29 protein-coding genes and 1 pseudogene are annotated in these 24,699 nt (G+C 63.2%); 9 read left to right on the forward strand and 21 right to left on the reverse strand.

Annotated elements, in window-relative coordinates:
- The first annotated feature begins 132 nt into the window (after positions 1-132).
- Genes NKH37_RS17165 through NKH37_RS17180 form a run of 4 tightly spaced genes read left to right on the forward strand, consistent with a single transcriptional unit; the run spans position 133 to position 3,789 of the window.
- Complete coding sequence (locus NKH37_RS17165) at positions 133-1,311, forward strand: lanthanide ABC transporter ABC transporter substrate-binding protein PedA1 (protein WP_353005016.1); 1,179 nt, start codon at positions 133-135, stop codon at positions 1,309-1,311.
- On the forward strand, positions 1,299-2,267 hold the full coding sequence (locus NKH37_RS17170; protein ID WP_352638926.1) for a PQQ-dependent catabolism-associated beta-propeller protein: 969 nt from the start codon (positions 1,299-1,301) through the stop codon (positions 2,265-2,267). The genes NKH37_RS17165 and NKH37_RS17170 overlap by 13 nt, the downstream gene beginning before the upstream one ends.
- The gene (locus tag NKH37_RS17175; protein WP_023716593.1) at positions 2,264-2,989 is read left to right on the forward strand and encodes a lanthanide ABC transporter ATP-binding protein PedB/LutE; all 726 of its coding nucleotides are present in this window, start codon (positions 2,264-2,266) and stop codon (positions 2,987-2,989) included. Before NKH37_RS17170 ends, NKH37_RS17175 begins: the two co-directional genes overlap by 4 nt.
- On the forward strand, positions 2,986-3,789 hold the full coding sequence (locus NKH37_RS17180; RefSeq protein WP_023716594.1) for a lanthanide ABC transporter permease protein PedC: 804 nt from the start codon (positions 2,986-2,988) through the stop codon (positions 3,787-3,789). The genes NKH37_RS17175 and NKH37_RS17180 overlap by 4 nt, the downstream gene beginning before the upstream one ends.
- A 3-nt stretch (positions 3,790-3,792) precedes the next feature.
- Here the strand turns inward: NKH37_RS17180 and NKH37_RS17185 are convergent, their stop codons facing one another.
- The 10 genes from NKH37_RS17185 to NKH37_RS17230 all read right to left on the reverse strand — a co-directional run bounded on the left by NKH37_RS17185 (position 3,793) and on the right by NKH37_RS17230 (position 13,014).
- Positions 3,793-4,206, reverse strand: coding sequence for a c-type cytochrome (locus tag NKH37_RS17185; protein WP_023716595.1), 414 nt, complete (start codon positions 4,204-4,206; stop codon positions 3,793-3,795).
- Positions 4,187-5,065 carry a cytochrome c oxidase assembly protein gene (locus NKH37_RS17190; protein WP_352482832.1) on the reverse strand — a complete coding sequence of 293 codons (879 nt, stop codon included), beginning with the start codon at positions 5,063-5,065 and terminating at the stop codon, positions 4,187-4,189. The genes NKH37_RS17185 and NKH37_RS17190 overlap by 20 nt, the downstream gene beginning before the upstream one ends.
- The gene (locus tag NKH37_RS17195; protein WP_353005014.1) at positions 5,062-5,403 is read right to left on the reverse strand and encodes a hypothetical protein; all 342 of its coding nucleotides are present in this window, start codon (positions 5,401-5,403) and stop codon (positions 5,062-5,064) included. Before NKH37_RS17195 ends, NKH37_RS17190 begins: the two co-directional genes overlap by 4 nt.
- 1 nt (position 5,404) lies before the next feature.
- A complete protein-coding gene (locus NKH37_RS17200) occupies positions 5,405-6,010 on the reverse strand; it encodes a cytochrome c oxidase subunit 3 (protein WP_352482830.1) in 606 nt (201 codons plus the stop codon).
- On the reverse strand, positions 6,007-7,983 hold the full coding sequence (gene ctaD, locus NKH37_RS17205; protein ID WP_353041244.1) for a cytochrome c oxidase subunit I: 1,977 nt from the start codon (positions 7,981-7,983) through the stop codon (positions 6,007-6,009). Before ctaD ends, NKH37_RS17200 begins: the two co-directional genes overlap by 4 nt.
- Positions 7,980-8,954, reverse strand: a complete 975-nt coding sequence (coxB, locus tag NKH37_RS17210; RefSeq protein ID WP_352482828.1) for a cytochrome c oxidase subunit II — start codon at positions 8,952-8,954, stop codon at positions 7,980-7,982. Before coxB ends, ctaD begins: the two co-directional genes overlap by 4 nt.
- A 38-nt stretch (positions 8,955-8,992) precedes the next feature.
- On the reverse strand, positions 8,993-9,526 hold the full coding sequence (locus tag NKH37_RS17215; protein ID WP_023716601.1) for a c-type cytochrome: 534 nt from the start codon (positions 9,524-9,526) through the stop codon (positions 8,993-8,995).
- On the reverse strand, positions 9,523-10,392 hold the full coding sequence (locus NKH37_RS17220; RefSeq protein ID WP_352482827.1) for a substrate-binding domain-containing protein: 870 nt from the start codon (positions 10,390-10,392) through the stop codon (positions 9,523-9,525). The genes NKH37_RS17215 and NKH37_RS17220 overlap by 4 nt, the downstream gene beginning before the upstream one ends.
- On the reverse strand, positions 10,373-12,166 hold the full coding sequence (locus tag NKH37_RS17225) for a methanol/ethanol family PQQ-dependent dehydrogenase (protein ID WP_502905994.1): 1,794 nt from the start codon (positions 12,164-12,166) through the stop codon (positions 10,373-10,375). Before NKH37_RS17225 ends, NKH37_RS17220 begins: the two co-directional genes overlap by 20 nt.
- Before the next feature lie 71 nt (positions 12,167-12,237).
- Complete coding sequence (locus NKH37_RS17230; protein WP_023716604.1) at positions 12,238-13,014, reverse strand: heme-binding protein; 777 nt, start codon at positions 13,012-13,014, stop codon at positions 12,238-12,240.
- Between the two features lie 212 nt (positions 13,015-13,226).
- Here NKH37_RS17230 and NKH37_RS17235 point away from each other — a divergent pair, with 212 nt between their 5' ends.
- The 4 genes from NKH37_RS17235 to NKH37_RS17250 all read left to right on the forward strand — a co-directional run bounded on the left by NKH37_RS17235 (position 13,227) and on the right by NKH37_RS17250 (position 15,550).
- Complete coding sequence (locus NKH37_RS17235; protein ID WP_502895875.1) at positions 13,227-14,057, forward strand: SIR2 family NAD-dependent protein deacylase; 831 nt, start codon at positions 13,227-13,229, stop codon at positions 14,055-14,057.
- Between the two features lie 84 nt (positions 14,058-14,141).
- Positions 14,142-14,327, forward strand: a complete 186-nt coding sequence (locus NKH37_RS17240; RefSeq protein WP_352482822.1) for a hypothetical protein — start codon at positions 14,142-14,144, stop codon at positions 14,325-14,327.
- A 49-nt stretch (positions 14,328-14,376) separates the two neighbouring features.
- Positions 14,377-14,967: a LysE family translocator gene (locus NKH37_RS17245; protein WP_352494026.1), complete on the forward strand. Its 591-nt coding sequence runs from the start codon at positions 14,377-14,379 to the stop codon at positions 14,965-14,967.
- Between the two features lie 85 nt (positions 14,968-15,052).
- Positions 15,053-15,550, forward strand: coding sequence for a hypothetical protein (locus tag NKH37_RS17250; RefSeq protein ID WP_352493906.1), 498 nt, complete (start codon positions 15,053-15,055; stop codon positions 15,548-15,550).
- 29 nt (positions 15,551-15,579) lie between these two features.
- On the opposite strand, the gene NKH37_RS17255 is transcribed toward NKH37_RS17250, so the two are convergent.
- The 3 genes from NKH37_RS17255 to NKH37_RS17265 form a co-directional block, all read right to left on the reverse strand.
- Complete coding sequence (locus NKH37_RS17255) at positions 15,580-15,879, reverse strand: DUF982 domain-containing protein (protein ID WP_352482820.1); 300 nt, start codon at positions 15,877-15,879, stop codon at positions 15,580-15,582.
- A 70-nt stretch (positions 15,880-15,949) separates the two neighbouring features.
- A complete protein-coding gene (locus NKH37_RS17260) occupies positions 15,950-16,243 on the reverse strand; it encodes a DUF982 domain-containing protein (RefSeq protein ID WP_352493907.1) in 294 nt (97 codons plus the stop codon).
- A 127-nt stretch (positions 16,244-16,370) separates the two neighbouring features.
- Positions 16,371-16,574 carry a hypothetical protein gene (locus NKH37_RS17265; protein ID WP_023676144.1) on the reverse strand — a complete coding sequence of 68 codons (204 nt, stop codon included), beginning with the start codon at positions 16,572-16,574 and terminating at the stop codon, positions 16,371-16,373.
- A 290-nt stretch (positions 16,575-16,864) separates the two neighbouring features.
- Here NKH37_RS17265 and NKH37_RS17270 point away from each other — a divergent pair, with 290 nt between their 5' ends.
- Complete coding sequence (locus NKH37_RS17270) at positions 16,865-17,449, forward strand: sigma-70 family RNA polymerase sigma factor (protein WP_036244131.1); 585 nt, start codon at positions 16,865-16,867, stop codon at positions 17,447-17,449.
- Between the two features lie 367 nt (positions 17,450-17,816).
- Here NKH37_RS17270 and NKH37_RS17275 read toward each other — a convergent pair whose 3' ends face one another.
- The 8 genes and pseudogenes from NKH37_RS17275 to NKH37_RS17310 form a co-directional block, all read right to left on the reverse strand.
- The gene (locus tag NKH37_RS17275) at positions 17,817-18,035 is read right to left on the reverse strand and encodes a hypothetical protein (protein WP_352494027.1); all 219 of its coding nucleotides are present in this window, start codon (positions 18,033-18,035) and stop codon (positions 17,817-17,819) included.
- Positions 18,036-18,257: 222 nt separating this feature from the next.
- A pseudogene (locus tag NKH37_RS17280) lies at positions 18,258-19,025 on the reverse strand (class I SAM-dependent methyltransferase); the annotation flags it as partial.
- Complete coding sequence (locus NKH37_RS17285; RefSeq protein ID WP_353005010.1) at positions 19,022-20,011, reverse strand: GNAT family N-acetyltransferase; 990 nt, start codon at positions 20,009-20,011, stop codon at positions 19,022-19,024. The pseudogene NKH37_RS17280 and the gene NKH37_RS17285, both read right to left, overlap by 4 nt.
- Positions 20,012-20,018: 7 nt before the next feature.
- A complete protein-coding gene (locus NKH37_RS17290; protein WP_352493909.1) occupies positions 20,019-21,083 on the reverse strand; it encodes a glycosyltransferase in 1,065 nt (354 codons plus the stop codon).
- A 20-nt stretch (positions 21,084-21,103) separates the two neighbouring features.
- Complete coding sequence (locus tag NKH37_RS17295; protein WP_023716616.1) at positions 21,104-22,036, reverse strand: glycoside hydrolase 5 family protein; 933 nt, start codon at positions 22,034-22,036, stop codon at positions 21,104-21,106.
- The gene (locus NKH37_RS17300) at positions 22,029-22,790 is read right to left on the reverse strand and encodes a TIGR04290 family methyltransferase (protein WP_023716617.1); all 762 of its coding nucleotides are present in this window, start codon (positions 22,788-22,790) and stop codon (positions 22,029-22,031) included. Before NKH37_RS17300 ends, NKH37_RS17295 begins: the two co-directional genes overlap by 8 nt.
- A 2-nt stretch (positions 22,791-22,792) precedes the next feature.
- Positions 22,793-23,593, reverse strand: coding sequence for a nucleotidyltransferase family protein (locus tag NKH37_RS17305; protein ID WP_352590375.1), 801 nt, complete (start codon positions 23,591-23,593; stop codon positions 22,793-22,795).
- A complete protein-coding gene (locus NKH37_RS17310; RefSeq protein WP_352482813.1) occupies positions 23,593-24,696 on the reverse strand; it encodes a CgeB family protein in 1,104 nt (367 codons plus the stop codon). The genes NKH37_RS17305 and NKH37_RS17310 overlap by 1 nt, the downstream gene beginning before the upstream one ends.
- Positions 24,697-24,699 lie beyond the last annotated feature (3 nt).

Raw genomic sequence — 24,699 nt, forward strand, 5'->3', positions numbered from 1 at the left:
GGTGAGGCCGATCCAGATCTGACCAGCCGTCACCACAAGGCCGTGAATATCCAGAGTGGAACCTTTTCAATGGCGGGGAATTAATCCAACTCCGCCTCGGTCAGTCACTGCGGGAGAGGGAGCTGCAGCGGAATGAGGCTGGCGCTTGCTGTTCTTGCCCTGTTGCTTTTCGTCGCTGCTCCCGGTCTTGCCGAGCCTCAGACGGTGGTAATCGGCTATCTCGGCCAGTCGCGCAAGCCGCCCTTACAGTTGGGTCCGCTGGACCAGTTCGCGACAGATGACGGGCTGCAAGGCGCACGTCTTGGCATCGCCGACGACAATACGACCGGGCGCTTTCTCGGCCAGCATTTCCGGCTGGAGGAGCGAGTGCTGAAGCCCGCCGAGGCGGCATCGGACGCGATAGGCCAGTTCGCTGGCGCCGGCCTTGCGTTTGTCGTCGCCGATCTTGACGCTGTGCCGCTCACGCAGGCGCTTGCGGCGCCTGGCGCCGAGAAGATGCTGCTGTTCAACAGCCGCGCTACCGACGATGCGCTGCGCCAGCAGGACTGCAGGAAGAACCTGCTACACACCATTCCAAGCCGCGCCATGCTCGCCGACGGCCTGGCGCAGTACCTGGTGTGGAAGCGCTGGCAGCGCTGGTTCCTGCTTGTCGGCACGCATTCTGCCGACCAGGCGATGGCCGCCGCTTTTCGCCGCGCGGCGCAACGTTTCGGGGCCGAAATCACCGTCGACCAGCCATGGACGTTCCGTCCGGCGAACGGACGCGCTGATACCGGCCATGTCACGCTGCAGTCAGAAATACCGGCCGCCACGCAGGTCGCCGATTATGATGTATTGGTCGTCGCCGACGAGGCTGACGAATTCGGCGCCTATCTCGATGACCGCACGGCACTGCCGCGACCGGTCGCCGGCACGCAAGGGCTGGTTGCGGCCGGTTGGAGCGCCGTCACCGAGGAATGGGGAGCGACGCAGTTGCAGGACCGCTTCCGGAAGCAGGCGGGGCGATGGATGACGCCGAGCGACTATGCCGCCTGGCTCGCCGTGCGCAGCGTCGGCGAGGCCGCGACGCGGCTGCGCAGCGTCGATCCGTCAGCCATCGCCGGCTACATGCGCGGCGACGATTTTCTTCTCCCCGGTTTCAAAGGCCAAGGGCTCAATTTTCGTCCATGGGACGGGCAACTGCGGCAGCCGATCCTGATTGCTGGGCCTCGCCTGCTGGTCTCCGCCTCGCCGCAGCCCGGCTTCCTGCATCAGCGGACGCCGCTCGACACGCTTGGCATCGATCTCGAGGAGAGCGCATGCCGCTTTTGACCGCAATCCTCCTGGTGGTGTCCGTGCTTATCTCGGTCGGTCCTGTTGCTGCCGAAACCGTCTACGTGTCGAACGAACAGGACAATGCGGTTGCCGTCGTCGACGGGGCAAGTATGAGCCTCTCGGCAACGATCGACGTCGGACGGCGGCCGCGCGGACTGGCGCTTTCCATTGACAAGAAGACCCTCTTTGTCGCTGTCGGCGACGACAATCGCATCGATGTCGTCGACCTTGCCAAGAGACGAGTGGTCGGCCAACTGCCTTCGGGAGCCGATCCGGAATTCTTCGTCGTGCATCCCGACGGCAAGCGGCTGTTTGTCGCCAATGAGAACGACAATCTGGTCTCGGTAGTGGAAATCGCCTCGGCCAAGGTCATCGGCAACGTCGATGTCGGTGTCGAGCCCGAGGGAATGGCGGTCAGCGCGGACGGCCGTTACGTCGCCTGCACCTCGGAGACGACGAGCATGCTGCATCTCATCGACGCCGGCACGCTCGATCTCGTGGATAATTTGCTGGTCGACACGCGACCGCGCGCCGCGGCGTTCTCCCCGGACGCAAAGCGGCTTTGGGTCTCTTCCGAGATCCGCGGCACGGTGACGGTCTTCGACACCTTAACACGGGCTGAAACCGGCAAGGTCCAGTTTGAGGTGCCGGGTATTCGCCGCGACGGCGTCCAGGCCGTCGGCATCGAGATGTCGCGTGACGGCGGCACTGCGTATGTCGCGCTGGGTCCCGCAAACCGGATCGCCGAGATTGACACGGCCACGCTGGCGGTGCGCCGCCTTTATCTTGTCGGCCAGCGGCCATGGCACGTCGCGCTGGCAGACGATCAGAGACGCCTATTCAGCGCCAACGGCAATTCCGGCGATATCTCGGTCATCGACCTTGAGAATGAAGAGGTGGTCAAATCGCTGCCGGTCGGGCGCGGTCCGTGGGGCGTCGTGGTTGGGCCATGAAAGCGCTGTCGCTCGACAATCTGGGGCACAGTTTCAAGGACCGGCGGGTGCTCGACGCTATCTCCTTCTCGGTCGAGCAGGGCAGGATGTGCATCCTGCTTGGTCGCAACGGCGCCGGCAAGACCACCTTGTTCTCGCTGATTACCGGTCTCTATCACGCTCGTTCTGGCTCGGTGCAAGTGTTCGGACACGCCATGCGCACCGACCCTGCGACCGCGCTCGCCCAGATGGGCGTCGTCTTCCAGCAGCAGACGCTCGATCTCGATCTCACGGCGGGCGAGAACCTACGCTATCACGCCGCCCTGCATGGTCTTGCCGCCGACGTTACCAAGGTCCGAACACGCGAGGAACTCGGCCGCCTCGAAGTCCTCGACAGGCTCGGCGATCCCATCCGCTCATTGTCGGGCGGCCAGCGGCGGCGTGTCGAGATCGCCCGTGCGCTCATGCACCAGCCGCGCCTTCTCCTGCTCGACGAGCCGACCACCGGACTGGACGTGCCCGGGCGCCGGGCACTGGCGCAGCATGTTCGCGGCTTATGCCGCGAACGCGGCATTGCGGTATTGTGGGCGACGCATTTCCTTGAGGAGGTGACTGCCGAAGATGATGTTGTCGTGCTTCACGGCGGCCGGGTGCGATGGGCAGGCCGCGCCGATCGCATTACCGCCGAACTCGGCGTCGGCAGCATGGCAGACGCGTTCGCTCGCTTGACGGAGTCGGCATGATAACCCGTCATGCGCTGCGGGCGCTCATCGGCATCTTGCAGCGAGAACTGCTTCGCACGCTGCGCCAGCGCGGCCGCCTGATCTCGGCGATTGCCCGGCCATTGGTATGGCTGGCCATCTTCGCCGCCGGCTTCCGCTCCGTGCTCGGCCTGTCGATCACGCCGCCTTACCAGACTTATGTGCTGTATGAAGTCTATGTGGTGCCCGGGCTGGCCGCGATGATGCTGCTGTTCCACGCCATGGCCAGTTCGCTGGCAATGGTCTATGACCGCGAAATGGGCAGCATGCGTCTGTTGCTGACCGCGCCGCTGCCGCGCTGGTATCTGCTCGGCGCTCGCCTGCTCGCCAGTGTGGTCGTCGGCCTGCCGCTCGTGTACCTGTTCTTGCTGATCGCGCGCTACTGGGACGTGCGGCCACCGATGCTCGGCTATCTCGCGGTTCTGCCGGCGCTGGTGCTGTCCGGGCTGATGCTTGGCGCCTTCGGCCTGCTCGTCTCGTCAGTATCGGCCCAGATGGAGAATTTCGCCGGGGTGATGAACTTCGTCATCTTTCCGATGTTCTTCGCCTCGACCGCGCTCTATCCACTGTGGCGACTTGCCGAGGCTGGTCCGGTGCTTGCGACGGTCGCAGCGCTGAATCCGTTCAGCCATGCAGTCGAGCTGATCCGCTTCGCGCTCTATCTGCGCTTCGAGCCGGTCTCATGCCAAGTAGTTCTGGCCTGCCTCGTCGTGTTCTTCCTCGCCGCGGCGGCCGCTTATGATCCCGGTCGTGGTCTGTGGTCGCGACGCGGCGAGCAATGACTTTCATTTGAGCGAATAGAGGTAGGCAGCCACGTCCCGCGCCTCCTGCTCGGAAATTCTGGTCGAAGGCATTGCCGTATGCGGGCTGATCTCCCTTGCCGCACGGATCCAGCGGATCAAGTTTTCCGGCTTGTTGTACAAGACGCCGCCGACGTAAACCCGGTTGGCCAAGCTGGCGTCGAGGCGCGGGCCGACCAGCCCTTGCGCTCCGGGAACGCCGGTGATGGTGTGGCAACCGGCGCAGCCATTGGCCATCATGATCGGTATGGCGCGGGCGCCGACACCGCCGGTCGCATTGTCGGCCTTCTGCTCGACCCGACGGCTTTGCTCGAAGTACAACGCAATCCCGGCCAGGGCTGCAACGAGCACGACAATTACCGCAGCGCCGATTATGGCTTTAGACAGCGTGAAGCGCATGCGGCGCCTCCTTTCGGCTGCTCGAGCGGATCCACAGGCCAGCCAGCAGCAACGCCGCGCCGCCATAGATCAGGCCGGCCGGAACCCACATCACCAAACCGGCGAGTTGCTGGTCCTCGAGCGGACTAAGGCTCCACAATTCTGCGCCGGCGGCGTTTTCCGGGTACCACAGCCTTGGCGAGACCAGCAGCAGCACTCCGAGCAGGCCGGTGTGCAGCGAGGTGAAGAAAAGGTGCATGACCGCGCTGCCATAGGCTTGTTCGCGGCCGGGGCGCGGCAGCAGCACCCACCAGAACAGCAGGCCGCTACCGAGGAAGCTGGCATGTTGCGCATAGTGCAGGGCACCCTGTCCAAGCGCTGCCTCGAACAGGGCCGGAACGTGCCACGCCCATATCGCGACGCCGTGCAGGACGGTGGCGGCTGCAGGGCGGCTGATGGCGACCCAAACCGCTCGCAGCATCTTGGCGTGCCCGGCTGTGCCCAGCGCCTGCCGCAGCTTGATCGGCAATGCCCACATCATCGCCGCGGCCGGACAGGAGGCGACCAGCAAGGGCGCCGCCACCGCCATCAGCAGCTCATGTTCGATCATATGGGCGGTGAAAACGCGCTCACCCAATGCATGGAGCGGATTGACCAGCGCTGCTGCCAGAATGACCCAGCCGGCCGCGAACAGCAGGGCTTGCCACAGCCGCAACGGGCGGCTGCGAGCACTCCGCCGCCACAACCGAGCGGCTCCAGCGGTGTAAAGCAGTGCGATCGCTGCCAACGGCAGCGTAATTGGCAGCGCCAGCGTCCAACCGGCCTGAGGGGCGCCGGCACCGTAGCAGATCGAGGTCGAGAAGAGCGCCTCGAAGCTCATCGTATGCAGCCGTCAAGAATGAGCGAGGCAGCGCCCTGCATGACGATTACCAGCGTAAACAGCACCGCGCTTAGAATGCTGACATTGGCGACGAAATCTTCGGTGCCGCGCGTACGCTCCGGTTTGAAGGCGGCGCCGCCTTGCTGTCGCGCCCGCCACGAAAGCGCGCCGCCGAGCAAGGCCAGCACCGCCAACACCAACGCAATGACGGGGATGATCGCAATCCTGTGAGCGCACTGCCACTCGACAACCGCGTAGTTCAGTTGCGTCGATACCGTCCAGGCCAATGGCCCCGACAACAGCCCACCCCAGGAAGTTCCGTACCGAACCGCACGCATCTCAACCCAGCCTCGGCGTCCAGTAAATAAACAGATAGATCGGGATCCAGGTCGCGACCACGAAATCCCAGTAGAAGACGTTGTCGCCCACATCCCCGAAACGCCGGCCGCTATAGCCATGGCGCGTGAACATCAGAACCGTCAGCACCAGCGTGTCGCCGACATCGGTGATCAGATGTGTGGTGTGGAGGCCGAGCAGCACCCACAGCATCGAGCCATACGCATTGGTATCCCAATAAATGTTGAGGGCCGGAAATTCGAACCAGCGCACGACAAGCGGTGCGATGCCGAGCAGCGACATCACCAGCAGGCCGATGCGCACCGGCACCATGGCACAGGCTTCGGCGTAGCGGTTCAGTATGTGGTTGGGCACCACGCTGGCGAGCAGCAACAGCATGACGATGGTGCCCGGCCAATGGTTGGGCGGCGGCACGCCGAGCGGCCATTCGGGGGACAGGTAGGCAAGGTAGAGATAGGCGCCTGCGGCGAGCGCGAAACCAGTGCCCTCAAGCGCCATGAAGGCGAGGGTGCCCCACCAGGTCGGGCTGCGCGGTCCGAGCCCGAAGGTCGGGAGTTCGGAAAGATCCGCGGCCGGGCGCTGTTTCATTCCTCGTCCTCCGGATCGCCTTTCGGCCAGAACCAGCCGATCAAGGTGATGGCGATCGGCCCGGCTCCCCAGACCACCGCCCACGGGCTGAAGATCGAATAGAGAAAGGTGGCGCCCACGGCGAGGGCGGCGAATAACGGCCAGATCGATGGCGTCGCCGACTTCTCGCGCACATCGGGATGCGCCTCTGCCACGGTCGAAATAACAAGTTCGCGCACGTCGACACGAAGCCCAGTCGCCACCGGCAGCGTATCGCGTTCGGCCCACAGCGGCTCGGCATGTGTAACCACCGGAATATGGGCGAAATTGTAGTTAGGCGGCGGAGACATTGTCGCCCATTCCAGAGTGCCCGCATTCCAGGGATTGTCCCCGGCCGGCGCGCCCCTCAAGGCGCTGTGAACCAGGTTTATGGTAAACAGCACGAAGCTCAGGAACAGGACGACCGCGCCGGCTGTGATGCACAGGTTGATGTTGCCCCAGCCGAGCTCCGCCGGATAGGTGTAGACCCGGCGCGGCATGCCCCACAGCCCGACAATGTGCATCGGAAAGAACGCCGCATTGAAGCCTATGAAGGCAAGCCAGAAGTGCCAGCGTCCGAGACGCTCGTTCATCATCCGGCCGGTGATCTTGGGGAACCAGAAATAGGTCGCGCCGAGCAGCGGGAACACCGACCCGCCGATCAGCACGTAATGGAAATGCGCGACCACGAAATAGGTGTCGTGCACTTGCAGGTCCAATGGGACCGAGGCCAGCATCACGCCGGTCAGGCCGCCTGCGACGAAGGTGAAGAAGAAGCCGAACACGAACAGCAGCGGCGTCCTGACTATCGGCTTTCCGTCCCACAATGTCGCCAGCCAGCAGAAGATCTGCAGCCCATTCGGGATGGCGATCAGCATGCTCGACGCGGTGAAGAAGCTCGCGCCGAGCTTCGGCAAGCCGGTTGCGAACATGTGGTGGACCCACAGGCCGAACGACAGAAAGCCGACCGAAATCAGCGACAGAACCATGCCCAGATAGCCGAATATCGGACGCCGGGCGAAAGCGGCGATGATCGAGGACACCATGCCGGTGGCCGGCAGGAAAATGATGTAGACTTCGGGGTGGCCGAAGAACCAGAACAGGTGCTGGAAGAGCAGTACGTCGCCACCCTCGGCGGGATTGAAGATATGGGTGCCGACCAGCCGGTCGAGGATCAGGAACGTCGACGTGATCATGACCGCCGGCATGGCGAACACGATCACGAAGGAGGTGACCAGCAGCGCCCAGACGTAGAGCGGAATCTTGTCCAGCGACATGCCCGGCGCGCGTTGCTTCAGCACGGTGACGATGGTGGCAACCGCGACCGCCAACGACGACACTTCGGTATAGGTGATCATCTGCGCCCACACGTCGGAACGCTTGCCTGGCCCGAATTCAGGGCCGGACAGCGGCACATAGGAGAACCAGCCGACGTCGGGCGCCATGTCGAGTGCAAACGACACCCAGGCGAAGAGGCCACCGGAGAGATAAATCCAGAAGCTGAATGCATTGAGGCGCGGAAAGGCGATGTTGCGGGTGCCGACCATCAGCGGCACGAGGTAGATGCCAGTCGCCTGAACGATCGGCACTGCAAACAAGAACATCATGGTTACGCCATGCATGGTGAACAGCTGGTTGTAGCGGTCGGGCCCGATCAGCCCGCGCTCCGGCCCCGACAGTTGGATGCGCATGGCAACGGCGCTGAGGCCACCGAGGCACAGGAAGAAGAAGGCGGTGATCAGGTAGCGCCGCGCGACAATTTTGTGGTCGACGCTCGAAAGCGCACCGATGATGCCCGGTGCCGTCTGCCATGTCCGCGCCAGCCAGCGGTCAAGGCTGGCGTCGTCGAGGCCGGTATCGCGAGGACCGTCGTGCTCGGGAGCTAGGTCACCCTTTTGTGCTGCGGCGCGTTGCTGGGCGAGGTCACGCTCATGGGCTAGGTCGGCGCTGCTCATTTCAGGCCCTCGAGATAGGCTACGATCGCATTCAGCTCGTCCCCGTTTAGTCCCACCACGGGCATGTGGGCACCTGGCTTGATCCCTTGCGGATCGGCTATCCAGGCTGCGAGATTGCCGCGGCTCATCGCCAGCGTTCCGGCAGCGAGCGTCTGCCGGCTTGCGATATGTGTAAGGTCGGGAGCGACCGTACCGCCGGCGATGGTGCCGCCGATCTTGTGGCACATCACGCAAGGCCGTTTGAGGAATAGGTCATGGCCGGCTTTTGCCTCGCCAGAGGCAGGAGCGACCGCCGGCCGCAGCTGATCGTTCAGCCACGCGTCGAAGACGGGCCGGGGTTCGGCGACGATGAAGGTGCTCATATTGGCATGCTGCGCGCCGCAGAACTCGGCGCACTGGCCGCGATAGACGCCGGGCTTGTCCGCCTTCAGATCGAGAACGTTCTCGTGGCCTGGAATGAGGTCCAGCTTGCCCGAGAGGTTCGGCACCCAGAAGGAATGGATGACGTCGGTCGAGGTCACGACAAGCCGCACCGGCTCCCCCGCCGGGATGTGGATTTCATTGGCGGTCGTCAGGATGCGGTTCGGCTGATCGTTTTCGTAGCGCACCTCCCACCACCATTGATGCCCGGTCACCCGGATCGTCAGCGCCGCATCCGAGCCGATGGCGGCGAGCGTCCGGTTAGCGAAGTAGCTCAGCAGCGTCAGGCCGACCAGGATCAGGGCGGTAGCGGCGAGTGCGGCGACGACAATTCGCATCTTGCTGCGCTCGGCGGCAGCGTCGAGGACAAGCGGATCGCCGAGCGGCGCCGGGCGCCGGGCCAATGGCGTAATCAGCACGGCCATCACCAGAAGCCAGACCGCCGTGCACAGCGCGGTGAAGAACCAGATCAGCCATGCAAGCTCGCCCGCGGCCGGGCCTTTCGGGTCGAGCGCGGATTGCCAGCCGCTGCATCCTGCAAGGAGCAGCATGCAGGCTGTGCTGCAGCACACCCTGCAAAGAAGGCGGTTCACGGCGACTTCCCCAGCGTCGCGGCGTCCGGCAGGCGATTTTCGGATGGATGGGGCATCATGTCGTCGTCGCGGCTCGGCGCAGCGGACTTTGGCGCGTTGCCGCTCAGCGCGCGGACGAAGGCGGCAAGCTCCCAGATCTGGTCGTCAGGGATCTTGTCGCGGAAGCTCGGCATGCCGTTCGGCCGGCCGTCCCTGATCGTGGCGTGGATGCTTTCGATCGAGCTGCCATAGAGCCACTTCTGGTCCATGAGGGCCGGGCCCATGCCGCCGCCGCCATTGGCATGGCAGCCGGAACAGTTGAACCAGTTGAACAGACGCTTGCCCTCGCTGAGGTGGAAGGCGTTGGCCTCGAACACGCCGGCCTTGTTGTCGGACGAGGCCGGCCGTTGGCCGCCCGGCTCGAGGGCCGTCACGGCCGCCGGTTGGTCGCCCGAGCCGAGCACCGACTGTGGACGCGTGTCGCGTTCCTCGCGCTGGCAAGCGGCAAGGACGAGCATCGCCGACAGCAAGCATGGAAGGCCGCGGTTCATCGCACTGCCGCCCCGGCGCCGTCGAGGCGAGGCACGCCATATTCCGCCAGGATCGTATCGATCTCGGCGCGGTGTTTGGCAATAGCTGCGTCTACCTCACCGCGCAGTGCATCGTCGTCGCGGCGCACGGCCATCGAGATGTCGTAGATCATCGGCAGCAGCGGACCGTCGATACGCGGCGCAACCGGCGTAATTCGTAACGGAGCTTTTTGCCTGGCGGCGAAGTAGCCGGCCAACGGTCCCCAGACGACGGCAACATCGATGTCGCCATTCGCCACCGCCTCGATGATGCGCGCTGGCGGGTTCGGCGCGGAATAGTCGCCATAGACCGGGAAGCCGATGAGATGGCCGACGATGCCGCGGCGCCCGAGCGCCTGGACGGGTGGCGAGTTGGCGCCGTCGTCGCCGATCAGCTGGACGCCGATGTGCAGATCGCGCAGGCGAGGATCGTTGAAGGACGTGATTTCCGGCGCATCCTTTCGTGTCACGAAGACGTAGGAAGACCGGTAGTAGGGCGCGGTGGTGCGCAGCATTTCGAGATTGGCGGGTGTGCCGGGCACCAGATCGCACAGGCCGGCTTTCAGCGTGTTGCGCACAAAGCCGCGCCGCTGTGCCCACCATGTGTAGGAAACAGTCGCACCAAGCTCCTCGGCGACGAGTTCGGCAATCTTGTTTTCAAAGCCCTCCCTGGCGGCATTGGAGAACGGCATGTTGTTGGGATCGGCGCAGATTCTCAATTCGCGCGCATCGGCAAGGGGGGCAACAAGCGAGAGCGCCAGTGCACCGACCGCGGCGGCAAGCCGCCGCGGTCGCGTTCTCCGTGGCCGCGCAACTCGGCCGATCGTCTCAAGGCAGCCGGAACACATACAGCGTACCTCCCGGCGTGGTTACATCCTTCAGATCCTTCATGACGTTGACGAAGCCCAGCGCGGCGGTGGCGTCGCGCGGGTCGAGATCGCCGGATACGATCGCCCCAGCCCAGCCACCAACGCCCGAAAGGACCGCGACATATTGGTGCCCGTCTGGGCCGCGATAGGTGATCGGCTGGCCGATGATGCCGGACGACGTCTTGAACTGCCAAAGCAGCGCGCCGGTCCTGGCGCTGACCGCCTTGAACCAGCCTTCCATCGTGCCATAGAACACGACATTGCCGGCGGTGGCGACGGCGCCGCTCCACACCGGAAAGTTCTCCTTCAGGCTCCACGCCGGCTTGGCGGCGGCGACATCCCAGGCGGTGAAAGCGCCGCGATTGCCGCCCGGCCCCGGAATCATGCGCACGTTCATGCCGACATAGGGCGTCCCGGCGATGTAATTCACCTCGACGCCTTCTTCGTCCATGCACATGTTATTGTGCGGAATGTAGAGCAGGCCGGTCTTTGGCGAGAACGCCGAAGGCTGCCAGTCCTTTAGCCCGGATGCGGTGGGGCAGATGTCGCGCACGACCTTACCGGTGCCGGTTTTTTTGTCGGGATTTACAATCAGCCGGCCGGTCTTGAGGTCGACGCCCTTGCTGGAATTGACAGGCCCGAACGGCACCGCCGACAATACCTCCCCCGTCGTGCGGTCCAGCAAATAGACATAGCCGTTGCGTTCCGGTCGGACCAGGACCTTGCGGAGCTTGCCCTGCCAAGTCATGTCGAGCAGCACCTGCTCGTTGATGCCGTCGTAATCATGGAGGTCGTGCGGGGTCCATTGATAGAACCATTTGGCTGCGCCGGTGTCGGGATCGCGGGCAAAGATGCCGGCGGTCCATTTGTTGTCGCCGGGCCTCAGATCCGGATTCCACGGGCCGGGATTTCCGGTGCCGTGGAAGATAAGGTTCAGATCCGGATCATAGGAGATCCAGCCCCACACATTGCCGCCGCCGATCTTCCACGCATCGGGCGGCCATGACGTCACGCCGAGATCCTTGCCCTTGTCCATGTCGTAATGCGGCTTGAAATCGGGGCCGATCAGCACCTCGGCGTCCGGGCCGGTGTTGTAGGCCGTCCAGACGACGTGCCCGTCGCCGGCGTCGAGCGCCTTGATCCAGCCGCGCACGCCCATTTCGCCGCCGGAATTGCCGACCAGCACCTTGCCCTTGACCACCAGCGGCGCCATGGTGATGGTCTCGCCGATATTGATGTTGCCGATATGGGTGTTCCAGACCGGTTTGCCGGTGGCTGCATCAACGGCGATGGTATGGCCGTCGAGCGTGTTGAAATAGATGCGCCCGTCGAAGAAGACCGCACCGCGGTTGACCACGTCGCAACAGGCAACGCCCTGCGCCGCAGGCTCGGGATTGGGCTCGAATTTCCACTTCATCGGCGCGCCGGGCTTGGTAAGGTCAAGCGCGTAGAGGATGTTGGGAAACGGCGTCACGATGTACATCGTGTTGCCGACGACCAGGGGCGCAGCCTCCTGGCCCTTGTTGACGCCAGTGGAGAATGTGAAGGCCACCTGCAGGTTCTTGACGTTGTCCTCGGTGATTTCCGCAAGTTCGCTGTAGCGGGTCGAGGCGTAGTTCTTTGCCGGCATCGCCCACTGGCCGTCGTCGGGCGGAGCAGCTGCGGACGGCGGATTTATCGCAAAGCTTGACGTTGACTGAGCAACCGCCGTGGTAACTAGCGCGAAGCCTGCCAGCAGCGTCCATCCCAGCATCGCAGCCATTGGCCTTTCTCCCCTTTTGGCTGACACACTGGTTTTCGCTGCCACCTGTCGCACTTGCCTCATTAGCGTATCGACCCGCCGACACCGGCGCCAAGCTCTGCGGCTACGTCCGCCTCGGTTCCGGCACACAATGGATGGCCCCAGCCGGAAGCGCTCTTGCCGCCGGGATCGAGGTCGAAAATGATAGCGTCCTTGCGGTTTGGGTTGACGCCGGCCGGTACCTTGTCCAGCCCGAGTGCGGCCCGCACCCGCCAGGCGACATTGTGGTCGGCACAAGAGGAATCGCCGCTTATCCCGAGGGCCCCGACGATCCCCTTGCCGTCGTAGAGAGCCAGGCCACCGCCAAACACGACGACACCGCCGATGGGCTTTCCCAGCAATGGATCGCTGGAGCTTCCATACGTAGAAGGATCGCCCGCATAGGCTGCCGCCTGATTGACCGGATTGGTGGCCAGGAGGCCGAATAGAGGACCGCCGGGCTGCACCGGCGCGTAGAGGTTCGCGGTGGACAAAGCCATCTGCGCGAGGCTGAGCCCGTTGGCCGTATTGGCTTTTTCGGCGGCGATCAGTCGGCTGCCGGGCCACTGGGCGTCGGCGGTAGGCCCGCTGAAGGCGACGGCGCAGACAGTTCCGTCGCGAGCCACGATTGCCGCCCATTCATTGGTATCGAAGCCGCCATTGCCGGGGCCGCCGCTGGCTTTGACGTTGGCCTTGAGGGCGGCCAGCAATTTGTCATGGTCGGCCGGGCAAGGTGCTTGAGCCCAAGCCTTTTGCTGGACGGCGCCGATTGTAAGCAGGAACAGACATAATGCTACTGAGACAATCCGATGGCGATCCATTAGCTGCGCCGTCTTTGTTGAACACTCCCAACGCGCGAGAGGCGCAGAAGTGCCAAATGGAATGAAATAAATGTCGGATTCCGTCGGCCAAACTCGGCGGCCGGCGCTCGGGATAGTTGATCCTGGCGTTCTCATTCAACCGCAAATTGGAGTTATTCCCGCGGTGGTCCGGGCTCGGCGGGAACGGAGGGCGCTGTTCGCAGTTGTGTCGGATGCTGTCTGCAGTCGAGCAACTGGCTCAATCGGTGAAAGAGCGGCGAGCGGTCTTGTTCGTTGGCGCCGGAGTATCGATGAGCGTCGGCTTACCGTCCTGGCAAAAGCTCATCGAGCACATGCAAAACGAGCTCGGCCTCGACGAGGACATGATCGGCGCACCGGAGGCCAACTATCAGGCCCTTGCCGAATATTACCGGCTGAAGCAGGGGAGCCTCGGCCCTTTGCGCAGCTGGATGGATCGCGAATGGAGCGTATCGCGGGAAAAAGTGCGGGGCTCGGCGATCCACAAGCTTATCGTGTCGCTCGATTTTCCGATCATCTACACCACCAATTATGATCGCAACCTCGAGGTTGCCTTCGAGATCCATGGCCGGCCCTTTGTGAAAGTGGCCAATGCAAAGGACTTGCCCAAGACAACAGGCGAGGTCACCCAGATCATCAAATTCCACGGCGATTTCGACGACGACAAATCGCTGGTTCTGGCGGAGACCGATTATTTTGAACGGCTGTCGTTCGATTCGCCGCTCGATGTGAAATTTCGGGCCGACGCGCTGGGGCGCACCATCCTGTTCATCGGCTACAGCATGTCCGACATGAACATCCGTCTGCTGCTGCATAGGCTTTGGCAGACCTGGCAGCGGTCGGGCTACGAGAAGAGCCGTCCGAAATCCTTCATCTTCATGTCGCAGCCGAGCATCGTCCAGGAGGCTGTTCTCGGCCGCTGGGGCATCGATATGCTGACCGAAGAGGCCGACGATCCGGAGGACGCGCTGCTCGCATTCCTGAACGAACTCAAGGACAGGGTCGGCCGGCCAGACGGCGCCTGAAAAGCCTGCGCCGTGACGAAGCTGTGGGGAACCGGCCGGCCCGATGTGAGTTGGGGAGGCTAAGTCTCACGGGATCAAGCCTGTATGAACGAACGCAAACACAAGCGAAGAGTGCATATCAAACATGGCCTGTCGGCCGAGCAGGTCTATGAGATCAATTTCTTTGCCCGCAAATGCGGCCTGACCAGGGATGAAGCGCTCAAGATGATGCGAGATGCCGGTCGGTTGAAGGATAGCGCGAAGGCATCTTACCAAACCTGGGCGAAGTAGCGGCATGGATCACGCCTCTTGGGCGGCCTTTCTCGGGACGGTCATCTTGATGCAGATGCCGCCGGGGCCTGACAGTCTGCTGGTGATGGCGCGTGGCATCGGGCAGGGCCGGGAGGTTGCCCTGTTAACCGTTCTGGGCATGACCCTCGGCGCCGGCATGGTCCAGTTGCCGCTCCTTGCCCTCGGCATATCGTCGCTGCTCCAGGCGTCGCCCCTTGCCTTTGCCATGCTTCGCTGGATGGGCGCGGCCTATCTCGTTTGGCTTGGATCACGTTTGGTATTGTTGCCGTCGGACGGGGTCGAAGTCGAGAAGCCTGCGGCCGTCGGGCCGCTCGCGGCTGCGCGCGAAGGGATGATCGCCAATCTGGTAAATCCCTGGCCGATAACCTTCATGGTGGCTTTCCTTCCACAGTTCGTCGATCCGGCTCGCGGATCGGTTACACTGCAATTGCTGCTGCTCGGAGGCACCCAGAAGATGACCGGTGTGCTGGTGCTGGGCACATATGCGCTCGCATCCGGCACGCTCGGGGCCTGGATCATGAGGCGACCGAAGGTAAGGCTCTGGCAGCAGCGCGTGGCAGGCTGCTTCGTCGTCGGTCTCGGTATCCGCATGGCACTCGGTGGTGGCGCACACCGCTGAGGATCGAGCGATGCACCGGCGGTGCGTCATGGAACATCCGCCGACAATTTTCGTTGACATGCTCCACAAGGCGAAGAGGTCGAGCATGTCGAAGGTCCAAGCCGCCACCCCGGAGCGTTTGCAGCAGCTCAGGCTCGAGGCGACAGCGCACTTTGCGCCGCTCATATTGCGCGAGGCACTGGTGCGTCTCTGCCGGGCGTGTGGAAGCGAGAGCCTCGAACGGTTCGAAAAGACCATGGTCGACCAAATCGAGGCATCGCGTGACGAAAAGGCCGATTTCGACACAATGAAGGAATTTGCCATCGAACAGCTCTATGGCTGGATTCGAGAAGTCAGGTCTTCACCGGACATGACACAGCCGCTGGAGAATGTAGACACCCGAAGGACCCCTGGCCGCTCGGAGGAGCCGCAGACGCTAGAAGACCAGCTGCAGGCGGGTCTGGAGGATTCTTTCCCGGCAAGCGACCCGCCGGCTGTTGTTTCCACCGCGATCCCCGGCGGATCGAAGAAGCTGGTCGGAACCGACGAGGTCCTCAGGCAGCAGCGGAAGAAAAAGGCCGAGGAAGCCAGCCATTCGCGATAAACGGCACTGCGGGGAAGCAGCCTGCCAGCTCACCCGCCGTCCGGCATGAAGGCTGTCGGGGCATGCGTGTCATGCGGCTCGCCTTCGACAAGAATCTTCGCTTCCAAAGCCGCGTCGATAAATGCTTCGCGGGCTTCCGCTGCCGTAATCTGGCCGATCTGGGCGCCATCCAATGCATCTGCCGCCATCAGCGACAACGGGGCATTGCGGGCAGGCCATTTCTCGCTTTTGAGGCAGTAAGAAGCCTCGAAAACGGAGCTGACCATTCGCGATCGGCCCGGCTTGCCGAAGTAGATGCAAACCGGAGCATCGAACTTTATCTCCAGCATGGCGGTCCTCCCGATTTAACCACCCTTGATATAAATTAGCCTCAGCGGGTCACATGGCCTGCTGGGCATTTTAGCCGACATCGCGAACCTCAGTGGGATTGGTGCCTGCTGGTATTTCGGCGGCGACATCGTGCGCCAGAATGCCCGCTTTTTGGGCGAATGCTTCGAACGCCGCGCGCACCGTCTCGGCATCGACCTCGTCAGCCAGCCCGGCGCGACAGGCGTTGAACGCCGCCATGTGCGCCGGGCCGCGGCTCGGCCATTCGTTCAAGACATCATAGGCCTGCCACATATTTTCGACATGGCGAGGGAAACCAAGGCCGACAAGAATTGGAACGGGGCGGCCAAACGAGCTTTTTGTCATCTGTGTCTCCGCGAAAGTGCCTGTCGCATCAACGCTCGATGCGGACACGAGGCCGATGCCCGTTAACGCGGGATTGGTGCACGGGTTGCAGCGGATTTGTTCGATCGTGCGCCGGCCGATGCTGGCGTCACTTGTTGGTCCGCATCTTTTGCCGGGGATTGATACCGCCTTGAGGCGTGGTGTCGTTCTCGACATCGCCTTCGAACGTGTTGTCGCCCTGATCGAGCCGGTCGCCCTCCTTGATCGTGCCCTTGGAACTGCCGATGCCGGGATCGTTGGCAAGGTCGCTATCGGCCGGCGTTTTGCCTTTGGCGTGCTTGTTTCCTGTCATGGATTCCTCCTGTTTTGAGGTGGCGGACTGTCCTTGAGGTGGCGGCCAAGGCTCGCTGCGAATCGCGTTTCGACGCGCCAATGGCGGTCCCCCGGACTTTCGGACGACCTCGATTCGAACTCCGCGATACCGGTGGTTGTTCCGTCAAAAATATCGCCGCCGGCTGGAGTGCCCAGCCAAGCCTCTCCGGTTTCTGGAGCCGGGTGATTTTCGCCAGCCGGAACGATCTTTCGCCCAATGCATTTAACTGGTCTGCGCTCACGAACTCATTCTGGACGGGAGCTGGACCATTGCCACCCACAGCCTACGCCTTCGCGACCCGCGAAACCGAAGAAGTTTCCATCGTCCACCTCATACCCGCCTTAAGGGCTTTCGCGCGTACTTTCTGCCGCACCCCCGATGATGCAGACGACCTGGTCCAGGAGACGCTGACCAAGGGACTGGCCAACATCGACAAGTTCGAGGCTGGAACGCGCATGAAGTCATGGCTCTTCACCATCATGCGCAACACCTACTACACGCGTGTCAGAGCCGCAGTGAGGGAAGCGCCTGGCCTGCTCGACTGCGCTTCGCTGCGGCCGATCTCGGAAGCGACGCAGGAATGGTCCGTACAGGGCAAGGAAGTCCACCAGGCCATCCAGAGCCTTCCCGAGCACCAGCGCGAGGTTCTGATGCTGATAGGCGTGCTGGGCGTCAGCTATGAGGAGACTGCCGAAATATGCGGTTGCGCGGTGGGAACCGTGAAAAGCCGGCTCAACCGCGCACGCGCCGGCGTGCTGGAATACCTTGGCGAAAGTTCCTCGCAAACGCTGATGGAAAGGCGCAGCTATCTATCCGAAGGACAATTGGACTTCGAAGCCGAGAGGCGCCGCTAATACATGTCACGCTAATTGCTGGTTTCGCGCAATCGTCTTTCCACAAGCGCGTTCTGCAATTCAATCGCAAGTTTGGTCAGCCGGTCAGGAACCCTTTCCTGTTCGATGGCCGCAAGCAAGGAAGCGATTTCCCGGTCTATCCTCAGATCGGCACGCGTGCTGACGGAATCTTCCCTTGAGCGAGACATCGCGTTCTCTTGGCAAATGTTAGTCCCTTCACCTCACTCTGGTGGCAACAGTGCGAGTTTGCAAGAATTTGCAAGCTATCCATGCGACCGGCTTCGGTCCTTGCACAGCTTCGCCAGCGGTTGGCTCTCGCTGCGTTTTCAATTGCTCACCGGCTGCAAGCCACATGCTGCCGCAACGATCAGTCTTCAGGCCGTCGATCCGCTGAATGATCCTGGTACTGCTCGGACTTGACCCGATTGCCGTCGAGCCCACGCTCCTTGCTGTGCTGCTTCTTGTCTCTGTTGGACAGAACAGCGTTCTCTCCGATCTTGTCCTTGGGAAGATCGGTCATTGCGCCAGCGCCAGCGCCTTTGCCATGACTGCCGCGACCGATGTGCTTCTTGCTGCCGGACGCCATCTTATCCTCCTTCATACTGTCGAATAGCGGCTTTTCCTGTTCGGCATCCGAACCAGCGTTGGGCCACAATGTTCCGCTGGAAATCGTAAGCACGAAGGCATCGCCGTCCCAGTGCCGGAACGGCTTTTCGCCGTCGACGAGGATTTGCATGCCATTTGCATTGGCGAAGTTATGAACGTCGGCGCGATCCAGCGCCGGCGATCCGCGATATGAATAATTCAAAAGCACGGCCATGCCCGGCCTCTTCAGCACGCGGGCGAATTCCACGAAATGCCGTTCGGCGAGGCCGGCCAGCACCAGATAGGGAAAGCTGTCGACGGCCAGCACGCGGTCGAAGCTCGCATTGCCGAAATCGGCAAGATCGAAACCTTGGGTAGGGCGAAATTCCACATTGCCGAGCCCGGCGCATCGCCGGCGAGCGATCGAGATCATCGCCGCGGATATGTCGATGCCGACGATCCGGTGCGACAGAGCGGAGAGCGCCTGTTCGAAGCGACCGATACCACAGCCAATATCCAGGATGTCGTTATTTGCGCCGCTAAAACCTCGCCTCTCCAGCCATGCAACGATCTCAGCCGTAGCGGCCGAGAGCTTTTCCTCGTTGCCCAGCGACGACAGCTGGACGCTCGCCGCCGGGGAGATCGCCGCCGCCGCGTCAAACCCGGCTGCCAGCCGCTTGACGACCGCATCGCCGGTCTCTCCCTCACCGCGTTCGTGCCGAACGGCAGCACCCGTTTTGCGCAGCGTGGCGAAGATCTCGGGCCTGCGCTGAAGTAGGTCGGCAATCCGCTGTAGTTTTGCCGTCTTTCGCGGTTCGGCCGAGTGCATGTTTTGCGCAATCTTCGCCAGTTCTGCGGCTTCGATACCTGTCTCGAAACGGAGAGCCAGCCTGGCGATGACGGCTTCGACGCCGGCACCATCTGCCATGCATTCCTCCAGCACCCGCCTTGCTGATGTCGACCACCGAGATCCCGGTTGGGTCGCGCTCATCGCCCTTTGCTCCGCGTCCAGATCTTGCGCAGCGTCCACCGGTCGACGGCGCCCCAGCTGTATTTGTAGGCCTCTTGTCCGCGCAGAAAATCGAACTCTTCCGCGCCTTCGCAGATCGCCCGCCTTATCGCCTGGCCGATGAGCAGCGCGCCGGGACTTTCGTCCGCATAGGCCGGATCGAAGCCACCGAGGTAAGCGTAGGCCCGGCCGCGATGATGGAACCCGTAATAAGCGCCCACGACCGCATCGCCGATCATGATCAGCCAGCATCGGGCAAGCGCTTGGGCGGCCATTTCCGGCAGCGCCTGACGGTGGAATTCTTCCACGCGGGTATCGCACAGGACGCCGTCGCCGTTTCCGGCCCAGCGCGCGCGGTGGAGGCGGATCAAATGATCGAGGAATGTCTGCGGATCGGACAAAACGGGTTCGATGGCGACCCGGCCACGTCTCGAAGCGGCTCTATGGGCGCGGCGCAATTGGCGCCGTCGCCGCGCCGGAACACAGCTGAGAAGCGTCTCATCGCCCGTGAGGGAAAGCACCGGGCAAGCAGCGTGGCCGACAGCCTGGCACGTTTCGAGCGCGGCATGCCTGATGGCGAGGCCGGCACCGCCGGCCGGCAGATCCGGCAAGATCCACTGTGACCAGCCGATGGAACGAACCGAGCCGGCGATGACGGCGCCGACCGGTTCGGCGATCTCGGGAAGACAAAGAACGTCCAGATAGTCGCTCAACGAAATCCCGAGCGGAAGCAACCGCGCGCCGGCTTCCTGGCATTCCAGATAGAGTGGCGCCAGGCCGACCAGATCGTCGCCTCGCCAGACGGCGACCGTCGCAAGGTCGCCGGGAGCGAATGTCCGCCACCACGGCACCAGCCATGCGGGAGACTGGAACGGCGTCGCCGAGGGACTGCGCGACCAGAGTTCCCACCAGTGTGGCCCGAGGGCTTCGAGGCCCGCCGCATCGTCGATGATCTCGCTGCGGAGCATGTCCCGCTCACTTCGCCGCCGCGAGCTGTCCGCTGTCTGTGCCGAGCCGTGCCAGCGCCCGATAGGCGTCCATGTAGGAGGAGACCATGCGGTCGAGTGAAAAGCGGCGCCGCGCCTCGGCCCGGCAGGTCTCAGGGTCCAGGCCGGGTGCGGCAACGATGGCTTCCGCCATTTCGTCGACATCTCTGACGAGATACCCCGTCTTGCCATGCTCGACCACATCCGGCAGTGCGCCATTCGGGAAGGCCACCACGGGGGTGCCGCAGGCGAGTGCCTCCATGGCGACGAGAGAACTGGTTTCCGCGGCAAGGCTCGGGACGACCAGGCAGCGGGCTGTGTTGAGCAGGCGCCGCTTGGCGACAAAGCCGAGCGGACCGAGGAAGCGGCGCCGACTGTCCAGCCGCGGCTCGACCTCGTCGCGAAAATACGCTGTGTGGGTTTCGTAGGGATAGACTTTGCCGCCGATGACCAGCGGTACGTTGGCCTTCTTGGCTGCGTCAAGCGCCAGATGAATGCCCTTTTCCGGGCAGATTCGGCTGAGCACGAGCGCAAACTCACGCTTGACCTGTGGCTCGCTCAGCGCGTCGATGTCCACTCCGTTGGGGATCGGCCCGATCAGCCTGGCGCCCGGTGGCGCGGTTCGTTGCTGAGCCGCCGATACCGCATGCAGCCACAGATCCTCTCGCGCCGGACTGAGAGCATCGGCCGGATACCAGTCGAGCGGCAGGTGCAAGGTCACCAATGTCGGCCCATCGCCCGGCAGATAGGCATCGAAATCGATGCCATGCAAATGAACCGCGTCGATTGGCCAGCGTGCGCGTGCGGTAGCTATTGCTGCGCGATGAGCACGCTGGGCCCGGCGCTTCGCCGCTTCATCGAGCACGCCCGGTTCGGCCGGCGTCTCGATGAGGACACCCGCAGCGCGCGAGCCCTGGCAGCCGATCACGATCGAACGGTGTCCGGCCTGTACGAGCGCCTGATCGAGCATCGACAGCACCTGCTCGGCGCCGCCGACCGCATCCGGCCCGACCGGGGCGAGGGGATAGGCGACGTTGAGGACGGTGAGCGTCATGGCTGGCGAGCCGAAGCTCCTCACGCTGCGGAGGCGCGCTGCCTGCCGGCGGAAGGGGCAGCGATGCTGCCGGCATAGCGGCGCGTCATTGCCGCGCAGAATTCGGCGAATTCCGCCGGCACCAGCGGCGGGCTGGCGTGGTGCGGCATCATTCCGCGGTGTTCCGGCGTGAAGCAGAAGGTCACCGTCACGTCGAAGTCGGCCAACGCCTCCATTTGCCGGTCGAACCAGTCAAGTGCGTTCGGCCTGAAACTGTCGGCCCAGGAAAGCCCGGTGCGCAGATTGGTGACGCCGAGCCGTTTCATCCAGGCGACGGCGTCATCCAGCCGGTGATCTTCGAAATGGAACCACTGCACCAGTCCCATTGCCGGCGCGTGGTGCAGGAATTCCTCGAGCGCGGGCTTTGGCGTGCCGTCCTGGCGCAGCAGGCCCATGTAGAAATGGCGGTAGTAGGAAGAGCCTTCCGCCTCGCGATGGCGCGTCGTCGCTTCCCATTCGCGCGGCAGGTCGTAGAGGCTATACCATTGGATGCGCGGTGCGTTGCCGATCAGCAGTTCCGCTGTCCGGCGCAGGCCCCAGGCCTGTACCTCCTCGGCACCGAAGGTCGACACGCCGACCTCGCTGACCCATACCGGAAGATCGGTGACAGCCGAAATTTCGCCAATCTTCTGCGGCCATTCGTGGATCTGCCAGAGGTTCCAGTCGAGCGGAAAGCCGTGCACGGCGACCGCGTCGACATGATCGAGCACGCCGAATTCCTGCATCCGTGTTATGAAGGCGGCGTCGATCGGCGAGATGCCGCCAAGGACCTTGGTCAAGGCCGGATTCTCCGACGCTATCGCGTCGGCGGCCAGGATTGCCATGTTGGCGAAGCGGCTCCAGTCGGGATCGAGCTCTGGATCCCAGTGGGATTTGTTGTTTGGCTCGTTCCAGATCATCGCGGCTTCAATCATTTATCTGTCCTTTCGACGGGTAGATGGCGCCGCCGCCGGCCGGTACGTCGGCGGTGCGGCAGAAATAGACCTCCTGCTCGGGTTGCAGCACGATCTCGAAGCCGGCGCTGCGCAGCATGGCTTCGGTGCAGGCGCGATTGGGAATCCACCAGTTGGTCGGGTCGTCGGCATAACGATGCTCGATGAAATGCAGCTTTGGGAACTCCGGCCGGTCGAACAGGTCGTGCGTCCAGAAATGATAATTCTGCTCGAGTGCCGGCACGTCGGTGCTGCCGCGCTGCATCGACTGGAAAATCATCAGGTCGTCGGCAACGTGCTCCCGGATCAGATCGAGAGCGAGCAAGGGATGGCGCAAATGGTAGAGCACTCCCATGAACAGCACGATGTCGAACCGCTCACGCAGCGCGCCAACGTCGTAGACCGAGAGCTGCTGGAATTCGATGTCGCAGTCCGCAACCTCAGCGGCAAAGCGCGCCTGCGCAAGGTATGCCTCGTCGAAGTCGATGCCGAGCACGCGACCGGCGCCGCGGCGTTTCATCTCGATAGAGTAGAAACCTGCATTGCAGCCTATGTCGAGCACCGCCTTGCCGGAAAGATCGGCGGGAATGGCGTCGGCGAATTTGCGCCATTTGATCAGCGGGTAATTGCCGAGGAAATGATCGGGAGCCGTTTCCACGCCGGCCAGCTCCATATTGTGGAACCATGGGCCGAGCGCATCGATGCGGCGGCGGATTTCGGCATCGGAATGCAGCATGGCTAGCCTCCTTCGCCTGCGAGGATAGGGACGTGCTGGTGGCCGGGCAGCGTCATGGCGGCTTGGTCGTCCTTGGTACCGGCGGCGCTTTCGAGCAGCCGAAGTGCCGTACGATAGCCGTTGAACGTACCGACGTCGACATAGGCGGTGCCAGCCTTGATGCCATGCGCTTCACCCCCGGCGGCCAGATAGGCATTGACCAGCGTGCCGATATATTCGTCGCACCGGTCCCGCTCCCGCCACAGCGCGGCAAGCCGGTGAAGGGTGTGGCCGGGCATCTTAAACGCACCCCAGATCCAGTTCGACGCGGCATTCTGCTGCTTGACCTGGATTTGCTTCACCCGGTCGTCCTGGTCGACAACGACGGCATCGAAGAATTCCGGCTGGTCCACCGGAAACAGCAGGAAGGACAGGCCGTCGTCCGGGAGAGCCAGGAAGCCGTCTTCGGGAAACCAGATTGTATCGGGAAGCCCGACCAGAACGGTCTCGTCGGCTCCGACGAGCGGTGCGGCGCGGAAGATGGCGTCGCAAAGGCCGACTGGAGAGGGCTGCACCACGAACAGCGCCGCCGCATCGGCATAGCCGGCAGAATAATATTCGAGGATATCCGACTTACCCGAACCGATGACAAAGCAGATCTTGTCGGCCCCCGCGCGCACCATGCGGCGCACCAGGTATTCGCTCACCGCGCAAGGCCGCTCGGTGTTGCCGTCGATGCGGCTGCCGACCGGCAGCAGTTCCTTCGAAAAGCCGAGCGGCTGGATGCGGCTTCCCCGCCCGGCGGCGGGCACAATGCCCAACATCAAACTGCCTCCTTCAACGGCTCGCCACGCGTGGAGCCGTGCAGTGCATCGGACAGGATGCGGTCGAATTCCTTCGCCCGCCGCGCCGAGGTGTGTTCGTCCAGCACCCGCTCGCGCGCCCGGCGGCGGATCGCGTCAAGCTCGGCGTCGGGCAGGTCGAGCGCGGCGACCACGTCGTCGGTGCTGTTGGCCACGACGATCTCTTCGCCGGGCCGGAAGAAGGCCTCCAGTCCCGGCCACGTGTCGCTCACCATCGCAGCACCGCACGCGGCGGCTTCGAATAGCCGGCCGGAAGGACACCAGCCCCTTTCGGCCATCGCCTCGCGGGTCACGTTCAGGGTCAGCCGTGATGATGAAAAGAAGGCGGGGTGTTCGGCGGGCGGCAGGTGACGGACGAAGAAAATATTGTCGCTCCACGGGAATTCTTGCGGATATTGTGCGCCGCCAATGATGAAACGGCGATCCGGCAGGCGCGCAGCCGGACTGACCAGCAGCCTTTCGACCCCGGTCTGGCGGTCTGCCGCATACGTCCCGAGATAGGAAAGGTCGCCGGCAAACTCCGGCTTGGGCGGGGCCGGCCGGTGTCGCTCTGGATCGACATGGCCGTAGAGTGGCATGACGCGGCGCGCGCCCAGCATCGTCTTCAGCGCATCGATCGCGGTTCCTCCCGTGTAGCTCAGCACGAGGTCGAAATCCCGAAGCCCTTCCGGCCCGAAATAGGCCGGAGGCTCACCTTGTTCGATTCGCGCCAGCGTCACCGGCGTGTCCAGGTCGTAGAAGACCTTCAGCCCCCGACAGGCCTGGTGGGCAAGGCGCGATGCGCTCACCGCATCGGGGCAATAGGAGGTGACGATGACGACATCGGCCTCATTCATCGCCTGCTCGGCAACGCTCTGGATGTCCTGCCAGTCCGGATAAAGGACAATGCTGCCGCCATCCAACTGGTCGAGGTCGCGCGTCCCGGCATAATAGGGAGTGTTGCGTTCAAAGAAGGTGATGGACCAGCCCAGCCCGGCCATCGCCCGGATCAATCCGCGCCACAGCGTGGCGTGCCCGTTGCCCCAAGACGATGTCACGGTAAGACCGAAAATGACCATGCGCATCCG

The organism is Mesorhizobium sp. M1217 (assembly GCF_040318275.1).
Classification (GTDB): domain Bacteria; phylum Pseudomonadota; class Alphaproteobacteria; order Rhizobiales; family Rhizobiaceae; genus Mesorhizobium.